Raw genomic sequence first — 12,409 nt, 5'->3', positions numbered from 1 at the left:
CCTACTCCAACGGGACCTCCGTTCCGAGCCCCAACTCTATGGCCCGCTGATACACCGAGTTGGCCACCATCGCATCCTGCACGGCCAGCCCCACTGACTTGAAGACAGTGATCTCGTCCGCCTGTGTTCTTCCGGGTACGAGGCCCAGTAGAACCTCGCCGACTTCCCCCACGATGTGATCCGGAGCGATCGCACCTTCGCCCAACGGTATCAGAACATCTCCAGCCTCGAGCAGCGCCGCAGCGCGATGGTCCACATACAGCTTGGAACGGCGCACCGTTTCTGAGTCCAACTCACGAGTGCTGCGCGTGAACGCGCCGACCGCCGTAACGTGCGTGCCTGGACGCAGCCATTCTCCCCTAAACACCGGCTCGGTGGCGTTGGTGGCAGTGATGATGACATCCGACCGGCGTACAGCCTCCTCGGGGTCCGTGGCTGCCAGCACGTTGCAACCCAGGAGTGTCGCCATCTCGTGGCAGAACGAGTCTGTCCGCGGGTCATGCTTGGACAGCACGAAAACACTCCGCAATGGTCGAACGACGGATAGAGCAATCAACTGAGTCCGCGCTTGCGCCCCCACACCGAAAACGGTGGCAACCGTGGCATCTGCACATGCCAGGACTTTCGCAGCAACTCCGCCGGCTGCCCCGGTGCGCACAGCAGTCAGGTATTCGGCCTCGATGATGGCAATCAACCTTCCGGTCTCCGGGCGGTGCAACAGAACGACTCCTTGCACTGGCGCCTCGGAGTGCCTGGCGATGTTCTGCCCGTACGCCGTGACCACCTTGACGCATAACACCTCCGGCTGAGACTCTACGTAGGCAGGCATGCACAGGAGTGTCCCATCGTGTGCTACCACGGGCGTTACGGTGCGTTGCGGCATGACCACTTCGCCTGCCGAGAGACGGCGAAAGCCCATCTCGACGGCCTCGATTGCGGCTCCCATGGAGAGGCACCGCTCCACGTCGGCTCTAGTTAGCAGTAATGGCATGCGGATCCACCCTATAGACGGTACCACGCACGGCAAGGCACGTGCAACGCAGACGGGGCGAAATGCATCGGCGGATGTCCAGAAAAGAGCGTCCGCCGACCTAGAGAATGCACGCTACTGCTGTGGTAACAGCACCTCGACTAACTCGCTCTCCATGCTCAGGTCTCCCACCGCAGTGACCGCAAAGCGGTTGACGCGCGAGAACCAGTACACGTCCTCGGGATACTCCCTCAGGTCAACCACCGCCTCGAAGGTGTTCGGCCCTACCGTCGCGACCGGGAACCAAGGGCGATCATTCAGACCATCGTAGCCGATGCGGCGATACACTCGGTAGCCGATGGCACGATCGAAGTAGTGCTGCTCCCGCACATCCGGCGATGGCTGCCATGTAACTTTGACATGGTGCTCGTCGAGTCTATCCACACTCACTTGGACCGGTGGTAGTGGGGATGTGACCGAGCGGTAGGGGGTCTTAAGAACCGTGACGTAGCGGTCTTTCTGGCCACGAAACCACGCACGAACGAATTCGGCAGATTCCAGCCAGAAGTACACCGGTCGCTCGTACTTCGTGACTTTCACTAGCATCAAGCCGCGGCCACCCACCACGTTGATATTGCCCCAAGGGTTGGGCTTGCGATGGAAGCCGTTCAGCGTCCGTACCTCCATCACAGGGCGGTTCGGCAGGCGCAGATAGCCCTCACGGTCGGTGGTACCCACGATCACGGGGTCTTTCGAGACGGGCTTGCCGAAGTCTCCGTCCTCGATCACCGGGAAGTACTTGACGCCACGGTCCTCGCCAGGAACCCCCTCTGGGTCCACCGTGCAGCCACGTTGATAGATCTCTACCTTGGCATCTGGGACGCCCAATCCGTTCACGTCTGTAATGCGAAGGAAGTTCTCGTCCGGTATAGCAAAGTAGTAGTCGCCGAAGTGACCGCGTGGCTTATCCCAGGTCATGTTCAGATAACCTGCATCTACCTCGTTGAACAAGTGTGGTCCGTGCCAGTGCATCATCGTCTGCGGGTGATTTTGGAAGTGAGTCACCTTTTCGCCGTTGTCCGGCGCGACGTGATCCTCGTGGCCGCCATAGTCGAGAGCGTAATAGTCCACCAGGCCGAGCTGATGGCCTAACTCGTGTGGCAGCGACCACTCGGTCTGGTTTCTCCACTCCTTGCTTGCGGGTTCCCACTTCTTGTTGCGGTCCTGGTCGTCAATCCATATCCAGCCGCCCTGATCATAGGCGATGCCGTCGGGCGAGGTGCGGTCCTTGATCGCCTGGTCCACGTCGTCCGTATAGTAGATCTTGTCCAGTCGCACGCGAGCGACGATCCCGTTGGGCGAGGCCGGCCACACGCTGTGCGCGAAGAGCAGGTTCATGATGTCCAGGTGCCACCGGTAGAAGTCCTCGAACGAGAACGTGCCGTAGGCGGTTCTCTTCTCGTGCCATGCTTTCACCCTTCCGTTGCTAACGATGTAGAAGTAGGTGAAGGCCCACAGCGGATCGGTGGCCTCGTTATTGATGGTAGCGATTTCCTTCTGATCGGTGACAATGCGCAAAGTTGCTTCATGAAAGCCGTCGCGCCAATGCCATTTGAGCTGCGTGGTGAACTCCTCCATCTCCTTAAGCTCACGCCGGCACCGCTCGCGCTTCATCTCTTGCCCGTCGATAAGCCAAACGATCTCGAACGGCTTCGCGGTGGCAAAGCCGAGATTGCGGACGTGGCCGGTAAGCGTGATCTCCTCTCCCGGCTTGTACTTGAGCTTCAGGTTCTTGGCAGCCTCTTCGGGCTGCATGAAGATGCGGTCTCCCAGGTCGGGGATCAGCGGGGAGTTGCCTAGGCTGGGCCGTCCGTACACGTCGTAGTTCACCTTGCCGTGCAGGCCAGCGAGTTTTGGGTTCATCTCGATGTAGGTCACGGTCAGGTCGGGCAGGTTCGGCTTGAGGTCCCACTCATCGGGACGCTCGATTTTGACCGACTTGACTGCGCTGCGGGGGATCGCCTTGGGCGGGCTGCCGACCTGCTCCAGGTTTTCCCAAACCGTGTAGCGGATGCCTTCGTCTCGGACATAACACCCTTGCAGTATCGTGCCGTCCTTCAGCTCCAGCGTGTCCGCCGGGACGGCGATCGGAAGGAAGACGGCGGCGACCAGAAGCGCCGCCGTCCGCACCGCTGTACAACCGATAGTTCCTTTCATGGGAGCATCCTTCGCTTCCTACGCAACTTCTCCTAGGAACTCGGGACCCGTTGCCTTACGGGGACAGGAGGGTGGGGCGCCCAAGGCGAATGCCTCCTGGGGCTGCCCCCAGATAGGAGCGTGGTCGCCAGTGTTCGTCATAGCCCTTTTTCTCAGCACACTGCTTGCCCCGCAGCAGACGTCCAGAGAGGCCATCGTCTGGCTGGAGGACCTCGACATCGCCCGCATGACCCAAGAGTGGGGAAGCCCGCGAGCAGGGAGCTCTGTGGAGCGGAATCCGATTCGGATCGGCGGTCGGGAGTTCGCGCACGGCGTGGGCACTCATGCAGTAAGCGAGTTCAGTTTGAATCTCGGTGGCGAGGCAGTAACTTTCAAAGCCATGGTCGGTGTGGACGACGAGACTCAGGGTAGAGGCAGCGTCGAGTTCCAGGTTATCGTGGACGACCGGCTCGCCTTTACGTCTGGCGTGCTGAGAGGCGGGCAGGCCGCCGTGCCTGTTTCCATTGACCTCACAGGGGCCTCTACACTGACACTGATGGTGCTGGACGCCGACGACGGTATTGACCACGATCACGCCGACTGGGCGAACGCGATGATCGTGCTGCGCTCCGCATCGAGCCGCAGACCCGTGGCGCTCCAGCGACCACCCGAACCCACGCCCGAGATCGCCTCCGGAGACCCGCCGCAACCTCGGATCCATGGCCCGCGAATCGTCGGAGCAACCCCTGGGCACGATTTTCTGTTCCGCATCCCCGCGACCGGTGAGGCACCACTGACGTTCTCGGCCGACAACTTGCCAGCCGGACTGAACCTGGACCCGCGCACTGGCATCATCGCCGGACGGGCCCCGGCGCAGGGGAAGGCGGTTGTCACCCTACACGTCCGCAACCGCTTGGGAGAAGCCACGCGCAAGCTGGCCATTGTCACGGGCGAGCACAAGCTCGCACTCACGCCACCGCTCGGGTGGAATTCATGGAACGTGTGGGCCGGAGCCGTGGACGATGCGAAGGTGCGAGCTGCAGCCGAGTGGATGGTGAAGAGTGGGTTGGCCGCCAAGGGCTTCCAGTACATCAACGTGGACGACTGTTGGGAGGGGAAGCGCGGACCGGACGGAGTGCTCGGCACGAACGAGAAGTTCCCCGACATGAAGGCGCTGGCCGACTACGTGCATTCCCTCGGCCTGAAGTTTGGTGTTTACTCCTCGCCCGGCCCGAAGACGTGCGCAGGCTTCGAGGGCAGCTACGGCTACGAAGAACTGGACGCGCGGACGTGGGCTGCGTGGGGAGTGGACTATATCAAGTACGACTGGTGTTCGTACGGGTCCATCGCGAAGGACAACAGCCTGGCGGAGCTGCAGAAACCATACTACGTAATGCGAGACGCACTCGACAAGTGTGGTCGGGACATCGTGTACAGCCTGTGCCAGTATGGGATGGGTGAGGTGTGGAAGTGGGGTGCCGAAGTGGGTGGCAATTGCTGGCGGACCACGGGTGACATCACCGACACCTGGGCAAGCATGTCATCCATCGGATTCGGACACGACGGCCGCGAGAAGTATGCCGGCCCCGGCGGATGGAACGACCCCGATATGTTAGTGGTAGGAGTGTTAGGTTGGGGGCCGAACGTCCGGCCGACCAGACTAACACCGAACGAGCAGATCACTCATATCACGTTGTGGTGTCTGCTCGCTTCTCCACTGCTGTTAGGTTGTGATCTTTCGCAACTCGATAAGTTCACGATCGACTTGCTTACGAACAGCGAGGTGCTGGACGTCAACCAGGATCCTCTGGGGAAGGCCGCCGGGCGGAAGGCCAAGGAAGGCATGACCGAGGTGTGGGCGCGGCCGCTCTGGGATGGTACGGTAGCTGTCGGGCTGTTCAACCGCGGCTCGTTCCGCACCGAGGTCACAGCGAGGTGGTCGGATCTCGGGCTGCGTGGCAGGCAGCCGGTGCGCGATCTCTGGCGACAGAGGGACCTCGGCATCTTCGATCGCGAGTTCTCAGTGGCGGTCCCAAGCCACGGGGCGGTGTTCGTCAAGATCGGCACTCCTCGCGAGGGGGATCTGTAGGGGCGTGCAGACAGGATAGTCCGTCCGGCGACGATGGGATCGCTCTTTACCCGTCATGCTGAGCTTGTCGAAGCATGCCATCGCTTGCAGCTATCAACTTGCCAACTCGGCGGCTTCCGGCGTCATGCTTCGACAAGCTCAGCATGACGGGCAGGTGAGTTCAGCATGACGGACACGGGGGCTCAGCGTGATGCGTAGGTGGTCGCTGCAGCTAGTACAGGAACATCGGCTTGTCCAGGACGTGGCGGATCACGGGTTTGTACTGGTCCGGGTCGTAGAACTCGGACACGTCTACCCGCTTCGTTCCCGTCCCGACATCTGCCAGCGGTGTCGAGCCGTAGATACCTCGATGAATGGCTACCATGACACCGGTCTCGCCGCGCAGCAGCATCTGCGCCGCTAGGTGCCCGAAGCTGAGTGCGACCATGCGGTCCAAGCTGTCCGGCGCCCCACCACGCATCAGGTAGGCGAGCTGTTGCACGATCACGTCCTGGCCGGTGATCTCCTTGATCATTTCGCCTACGATCGTGCCGATACCGCCCAGCTTGCGATGCCCATACGCGTCGGCTTCGCCACGCTCCACCACGTCGCCGCCGATGATCTGAGCCCCTTCGGATATCGTCATGATAGAGTAGCCCGAGGGGTTGGCAGCCTTGTCTTTCACCAGGAAGTCCGCCAGCCTTTTGATGTCGAACGGTACCTCGGAGATTATCGCCCGGTCCACGTTCGCCAGGTACGCGGTGATCAGCGAAGTCTCGCCGGAGTTGCGTCCGAACAGCTCCGCCACCGCGATGCGCTCGTGAGACCCTGCGGGGGTTCTAAGGTTCGTGATGAAGTCCACGCTACGGGTGATGGCGGTGGAGAACCCGATGCAATAGTCGGTGCCGAAGACGTCGTTATCCATCGTCTTCGGGATGGCCACTACGGGAACACCTTCTTTGTGCATCCGCACTGCGTAGCTAAGGGTGTCGTCCCCGCCGATGACAACCAGGCTGTCGAGCCGGAGTCTGTCAATCACCTTCAGCACATGGGCCGTAAAGTCCCGCGGCTCATCAGGACCGGCTTCCGGGTTCGGGTCGGAGAGGAACGCTGGAGCCTTCTTAAGCTTCACCGATGCTGGATTGGTGCGCGAGGTGTGCAGGAACGTGCCACCAGTGCGGTCGATGGTTCGGACGTCCAGTCTCGAGAGCGAACGGACCCACTCAGGCTGCTCCGGGAACGAATCCGGGTTGTAGTGCAGCAAGCCTGCCCAACCTCGACGAATGCCGACCATCTCGTGGCCGCAGTCGATCAGGTCGTCCACGACCGCTTTGATGCATGGGTTGAGACCGGGAACGTCTCCCCCACCTGTCAAGATACCGACGCGCACCTTGGGTAACCTCCGGGGTAAGGTTATCGCTGTCCAATCGGACTGCGAGGAGTCTACCTAAAGGGGGCTCCAGCGAACCGGGAGAGTGCATCTGAATGCCCACTTCCGACAGTGCCGCTCAGCTTTATGCGGTGGTCCGCCGCATCCCGCGTGGATGCGTCGTGAGCTATGGAGCGATTGGAGAACTGGTCACACCGCCGCTCCCGGGCAGAATGGTCGGACGCCTGATGTTCCGCTGCCCCGAAGATGCTCCCTGGTGGCGGGTCGTCAACCGGATTGGCGCGCTACCCATTGGCAAACGCTCGCCGCAATACGCAGTAGAGCAACGCCGCAGGCTGGAGGAGGAAGGCGTCGTGTTCCACGGGGACTGTGTGGACATGGCGCAGTTCTGCCTGTCCGTGGAGCAAATGGAGGTCCTGCTCGGTGTGCCGGCGCAGCAAGAATGATGTAGAATGCGATCGTGACGTTGGCCGAGATCTCCGGCGAAGCGGAGCCCGCAGAAGCTGAGCCAACCCTGCAAATATCCACCGACCTCCGCTCAGACGGAACGTTCGGAAGCACGTGCCTGCAAGTATCCAACGGCACACTTCGGGTAACCGAAGGCGGCACCCCTAGGCTCGAACTCCCCATTACGGACGTGAGCGCGCCAAGGATCGAACCGCTGGTAGACAGCAGCGCGCTGGTCGTAAGCGTCAACGGTGCGAAGATCGAACTAGTAAGGGGCACCAACCGCTGCTCTAGCCTCCTGCTCTCCACACAGAAGAAGCTGGAAGGCATGCTCAGCGGCGAAGCCTCGGCTGTCAAGATCGAGACGCCCAGGCTCTGTCCGAAGTGCAACCGGCCGCTTCCCGAGGACAGCGACCGATGCGACGCGTGCATCCACAAGGGGAGGACTCTACTTCGCATCTTCGGCTACCTGCGTCCGTACCGGCGATACGTCGTGCTGTCGGCTTGCCTCATATTGGCGGAGGCGGGGCTCGAGGCCGTACCGCCTTACCTCACCAAGATACTTATTGACGACGTGCTTCTCTCCAACAAGCACGTCGGGCTGTTCTCACTGCTCGTGCTCGCCCTCGTGTTCTCCCGAGTCCTGCACGGCGTGCTGCAGGCCGCTCGGGGTCGCATCGGCGCGAAGGTGGGCCACTCCGCCATCTTCGACTTGCGTGCCGACCTATACCGCAAGCTCCAGTCTCTCTCTGTCGGTTACTTCGAGAAGCGCCAAGTGGGCAGCATCATCAGCCGCATCACCCAAGACACCAGCGCGCTGCTCGACATGTTGGTGGACGCTGTTCCCGCGCTGATCGGCAACTCGGCGCTTCTGATCGCTATCGCTATCGCCCTCTTCCTGCTTCGATGGGACATCGCGCTGCTCACGCTGCTACCCGCACCACTGATTGCCGTGTTGGTTCGGATGTCCCGCAGGAAGATCTTCCGCGCGTGGCGGCATTACTGGCACCGCTGGTCCAAGCTCGGCGGCGCCCTGACCGGGACGCTGAGCGGTATGAAGGTGGTCAAGGCGTTTGCCGGTGAGGCTGTGGAGCAACGGCGTTTCGAGCGGAGGGTCGGAGAGCTGCGGAATGCCGGCATGCGCGCCGAGAGTATGTGGGTGACGCTCGTCCCGCTCATCACTTTCCTCATCAACGCCAGCTCCTTCATCGTGTGGTATGCCGGAGGCATCAAGGTCATCCACGACGCCATGACCGTCGGCGAGCTCGTCGCCTTCATCGGGTATCTGGCGCTCTTCTACATGCCGTTGCAGCAACTCACGCGCTGGATTGACTGGACATCGCGCTCGCTTTCTGCCGCCGAGCGCGTGTTCGAGATCATGGACACTCCGCCGGACATCCGTGACAGCTCGGACGCCATTCCCATGCCGCGCATCGAGGGGCGCGTGACGTTCGAGGGGGTCAACTTCGGCTACGACAAGCTCCGCACCGTACTGAAGAACATCAACCTGGACGTACAGCCAGGCGAGATGATCGGGCTGGTCGGCCACTCCGGTGCCGGCAAGACCACCATTACCAACTTGCTGTGTCGCTTCTTCGACCCCACCGAAGGCCGCATCCTGATCGACGGTGTGGACATGCGGCGCATCCGCCTGGACGATCTGCGCAGCCAGATCGCGCTCGTCCTGCAAGACTCCTTCCTCTTCCCCACTTCGCTCAAGGAGAACATCGAGTACGGCCGCCCCGGCGCAAGCGATATCGAGATCATGAACGCAGCGAAGGCCGCGAACGCACACGACTTCATCATGAAGTTTCCGGATGCCTACGACAGCTACGTTGGTGAGCGCGGGCAGAGGCTTTCGGGCGGGGAGCGTCAGCGCATCGCTATCGCCCGCGCCATCCTAAGGGACCCGCGCATCCTGATCTTGGACGAGGCTACCTCGAGCGTTGACAGCGAGACAGAAGCAGCAATCCAAGAGGCGCTCAACCGGCTAGTGCAGGGCCGCACCACCTTCGTCATCGCGCACAGGCTCTCGACGCTTCGGCACGCAGACCGAATCGTCGTCCTGGAAGAGGGCGAAATCGCAGAGATCGGCACGCACGACGAACTGATGGCGAGCGACGGCGTGTACAAGCGGTTGGTGGAGATGCAGCAGCGACTCAACGAAGCTAGGCTCATCTAGTCGCCCGCCTCTCCGTGATATACTCGCACGCAGAATGGACGAGAGCGACACCACTCAAACCCCTGAGGAGCAGCCGGCCGAAACGTCCGATACGTCGCCGCCGCACGAACCGGTTTCGGTATTCGTGTTCGCGTATCAGATGCTGCACGCATTCAACGACCTTGCCTACCAGCGCATGGGACTTCAGACGGATCTGATCGCCGGAAAGGTGGTCAAGAACATGGAGGAAGCGAAGGCGGCGGTGGATATCGCCTCGAGCATGGCCGATACGCTGCTTCCCCATCTGGACGGCGCGGACCAGCGCGCCGTCCGTAACCTGATCACCAACCTGCGAATCAACTTCGCACGCCAGTCCCAACCTAGCGCACAGGTGGAGTCGGACTGAGACCACGCCTAGCTCACTCACGGCATCTGGCTTGACCATTTCACCCACGCGCAACGCATGTCCGTGGATTCCCGCCTTCGCGGGAAGGACAAGTACTGAACTGAGGCTGTATTGCGGGGTCATTCCCGCGAAGGCGGGAATCCAGTGAGGCCGCGGCCTTCTGGATCACTAGCTTCCACGTCATTCCCGCGAAGGCGGGAATCCAGTAGGCCCATCATTGTATGCCTGCGGAGGCGAGTCCAAGGGGCAGTGCCTCGTCAGAGCATCCGCCGGCCCGCCCCCCGTGAACGCACAGAGTGGCCCCAAAAACCGTGCCGTGGCTCGAGTCATCCCGTGCGAACTCGAGCGCACCACAGCCACAATATACGCCGCCTCCTCTGATTGACACCACAACCCGTGGCACTCTGTGATATACTCAGGTTGGCACGTATACGGACGGCCACGGGGAGGCGTAAACGCGTGACCATCGTCCAAGGGGTTGCTCGTACACTTGCGTATCGCAGGCAACGTTGGAGCTTGGCAGTTGCCACTCGGGCGTCGGCACTTGCTCGACAAGGTGCGCGAGCAGTAATCGCAATCCCGCTCGCCATGCGCGCGGCGTACTATCGTGCCATCGGGCGCGAGGACCCGGCCCGCTTGGCAGCCTTGCGCGCACATCTCCTGCGGTTCTACGACGACTTCGAGAGCCTGGTGGACCTGATCTGCGCCTCGGCACGCTGCGGCGTGGTGGGCGGGATGGCAGCCGAGTACCGCCAGCTCACCGATGCGATGAAGCGCAACTATCCCGTCATCCGCACCTACGTTCTCGCATTCCTGAGCGTGGACGTCGCCGATGCCGAGTACGGCCTGTCGCTCTGCGGACTGCCGCTGGACGCACTACAGTGCCTTTTCTACCCGCCAGACCTAGACGCGGTGCACAAGGCCGACGACGGCAAGTTGATAGATCGCATCGAGCGCTCACGCGATGCCTTGTACCGCTTGGGGGACTACCTCCGAGAACAGTCGCGTTGATTCGTGCCCTCACCCAAGACGACTGTACCGCCGCGCTCGAAGCGTGGGACGCCTGCTACTCGCCCAAGCACCGTATTTGCCCACGCTTGTTCGCGCAGCACGCCTTTCAGGACCCGCACGCGCTTCCCGAGGGTTGCCTGTTCCATCCGCCTTCCGGCACGTGGGTGACTGCGAAGGTCCCGCTCGACCCGCCGCTCTGGGAGGGGATGCCACCGGATGTCGGCTGGATCGGTGCCCTTGCGGCGCCGGACCCCGCCATAGCAGACGCGCTCCTGGACCACGCGGAGAAGGCGCTGCGCAGCGCCGGGATGAGTGAGGTGTGCTTCGGCTCGGACCCCAACCACATCTACCCTGGCCCGCCCGAGGAGGAGCCCTGGCTAACTGACCTACTCGCGGCCCGAGGCTATCAGCTCGGCGAGCCGGTGTACGACCTGTTCGCTCCGATGGAGGTGCTGCCGGTCCGGCCGAGTCACCCCGAGGCCGGGCCCGTTACGGCAAGGGAGGTCGAGGGGCTGCTGGCATTCGTTGGCCGTGAGTTCCCGGGTCGTTGGCTTGCCGAGACCGAGCACCGACTGCGCGTGGAGGACGCCCCGTCCTTCGCAGTAGCTGTGCGCGATGCCGGCAAGATCGTCGCGTTCGTACACGCGAGCACCCTCCAACACCGGCACCTAGCCGGCAACCTCAGCTTTCACCTCGCCCTAGGGGGCAACCCAGGGGGCATTGGCAACGTGGGGGTGGCAGCGTCTTACCGTGGTAGAGGCTTGGGTAGGGCGGTGATGGAAGCGGCCATCGAGGTGCTGCGCGCAAAGGGAGTGACGGGCATCTCGGTGGATTGGACGGGACTACTCGGCTTCTATGGCAAGATGGGCTTTGCTGTTCGCACGTCCTACCGGCTCTGCCGAAAGCGATTGGCGGAGTAGAATCGGCGCCGGGCACGACCGCCCTCATTCTGCGCTGTTGGAGGAAACCGATGAAGCTCTTCGTGGATACCGGTCTGGTGGACGAGGTCCGCACGGCACACGAGTGGGGAATTCTGGACGGGGTGACGACGAACCCGACCCTGATTGCCAAGTCCGGCCGAGGGTTCAAAGAGACCGTCGTCGAGATGTGCGAGATCGTCCGCGAGGGGTGCGTGAGCGCAGAAGTGGTAGCTACGGACTACGAGGGCATGATGCGCGAGGCGCACGAGATCGCTTCGTGGCACCCCAACGTCGTGATCAAAGTGCCCATGACGCGCGACGGCATCCGGACTGTTCGCACTCTCTCGTCACAGGGCATCCGCACGAACTGCACGCTCGTGTTCAGCGTCTCGCAGGCGCTGCTGGCGGCAAAGGCCGGAGCGACATTCATCAGCAACTTCGTCGGTCGTGTGGACGACATCAGCGGCGGGGGCATGGAGGCGGTGGCTGCCACAGTGCAGGCCATGGAGAACTACGGCTTTCCTAGCGAGGTGTTAGTCGCCAGTGTGCGACACCCGATGCATGTCGTCGAGGCGATGGAGTGCGGCGCGCACATTGCTACCATGCCGTTCAAGGTGCTGGAGCAGATGTTCCTGCACCCTCTGACCGACATCGGCCTGCAGCGCTTCCTAGACGACTTCCATAATGCGGGTCTGAAAATCTTCTCGTAGCGGTGGTTCCGTAGTTCCGGCGCCCCGCCGGTCCCGAACCCATCGCCGAGACGGCGATGCCACGGCCCAAAACACATCGCTGGGACGGCGATGCCACAGTCCCGAACCCATCGCCGAGACGGCGATGCCA

The 12,409-nt window shown here is 62.1% G+C and carries 10 protein-coding genes; 7 read left to right on the top strand and 3 right to left on the bottom strand.

Annotation, left to right across the window (positions count from 1 at the left end; genetic code table 11):
* Window position 1: 1 nt before the first annotated feature.
* Window positions 2-991, bottom strand: coding sequence for an ornithine cyclodeaminase family protein (locus tag HRF45_00050; GenBank protein ID MEP0764922.1), 990 nt, complete (start codon window positions 989-991; stop codon window positions 2-4).
* Window positions 992-1,105: 114 nt separating this feature from the next.
* Window positions 1,106-3,187, bottom strand: coding sequence for a fibronectin type III domain-containing protein (locus tag HRF45_00045; protein MEP0764921.1), 2,082 nt, complete (start codon window positions 3,185-3,187; stop codon window positions 1,106-1,108).
* Window positions 3,188-3,317: 130 nt separating this feature from the next.
* Between HRF45_00045 and HRF45_00040 the strand changes: the two genes are divergently transcribed.
* A complete protein-coding gene (locus HRF45_00040) occupies window positions 3,318-5,255 on the top strand; it encodes an NPCBM/NEW2 domain-containing protein (GenBank protein ID MEP0764920.1) in 1,938 nt (645 codons plus the stop codon).
* 211 nt (window positions 5,256-5,466) lie between these two features.
* Here HRF45_00040 and HRF45_00035 read toward each other — a convergent pair whose 3' ends face one another.
* Window positions 5,467-6,624, bottom strand: a complete 1,158-nt coding sequence (locus HRF45_00035) for a 6-phosphofructokinase (GenBank protein MEP0764919.1) — start codon at window positions 6,622-6,624, stop codon at window positions 5,467-5,469.
* Window positions 6,625-6,719: 95 nt separating this feature from the next.
* On the opposite strand from HRF45_00035, the gene HRF45_00030 reads away from it, so the two are divergent.
* The 6 genes from HRF45_00030 (at window position 6,720) to fsa (ending at window position 12,279) form a co-directional block, all read left to right on the top strand.
* Window positions 6,720-7,070 carry an MGMT family protein gene (locus HRF45_00030; protein MEP0764918.1) on the top strand — a complete coding sequence of 117 codons (351 nt, stop codon included), beginning with the start codon at window positions 6,720-6,722 and terminating at the stop codon, window positions 7,068-7,070.
* 14 nt (window positions 7,071-7,084) lie between these two features.
* Window positions 7,085-9,253: an ABC transporter ATP-binding protein gene (locus HRF45_00025; protein MEP0764917.1), complete on the top strand. Its 2,169-nt coding sequence runs from the start codon at window positions 7,085-7,087 to the stop codon at window positions 9,251-9,253.
* A gap of 34 nt (window positions 9,254-9,287) precedes the next feature.
* Window positions 9,288-9,638 carry a DUF1844 domain-containing protein gene (locus tag HRF45_00020; GenBank protein ID MEP0764916.1) on the top strand — a complete coding sequence of 117 codons (351 nt, stop codon included), beginning with the start codon at window positions 9,288-9,290 and terminating at the stop codon, window positions 9,636-9,638.
* A gap of 459 nt (window positions 9,639-10,097) precedes the next feature.
* The gene (locus HRF45_00015; GenBank protein MEP0764915.1) at window positions 10,098-10,649 is read left to right on the top strand and encodes a hypothetical protein; all 552 of its coding nucleotides are present in this window, start codon (window positions 10,098-10,100) and stop codon (window positions 10,647-10,649) included.
* Window positions 10,646-11,569, top strand: a complete 924-nt coding sequence (locus tag HRF45_00010) for a GNAT family N-acetyltransferase (GenBank protein MEP0764914.1) — start codon at window positions 10,646-10,648, stop codon at window positions 11,567-11,569. The genes HRF45_00015 and HRF45_00010 overlap by 4 nt, the downstream gene beginning before the upstream one ends.
* 50 nt (window positions 11,570-11,619) lie before the next feature.
* Complete coding sequence (fsa, locus tag HRF45_00005; GenBank protein MEP0764913.1) at window positions 11,620-12,279, top strand: fructose-6-phosphate aldolase; 660 nt, start codon at window positions 11,620-11,622, stop codon at window positions 12,277-12,279.
* Window positions 12,280-12,409 lie beyond the last annotated feature (130 nt).

Source organism: Fimbriimonadia bacterium (assembly GCA_039961735.1).
Taxonomy (GTDB): domain Bacteria; phylum Armatimonadota; class Fimbriimonadia; order Fimbriimonadales; family JABRVX01; genus JABRVX01.
Note: the sequence above shows the minus strand (reverse complement) of the source record. Positions and strands in the feature narration are given on the sequence as shown.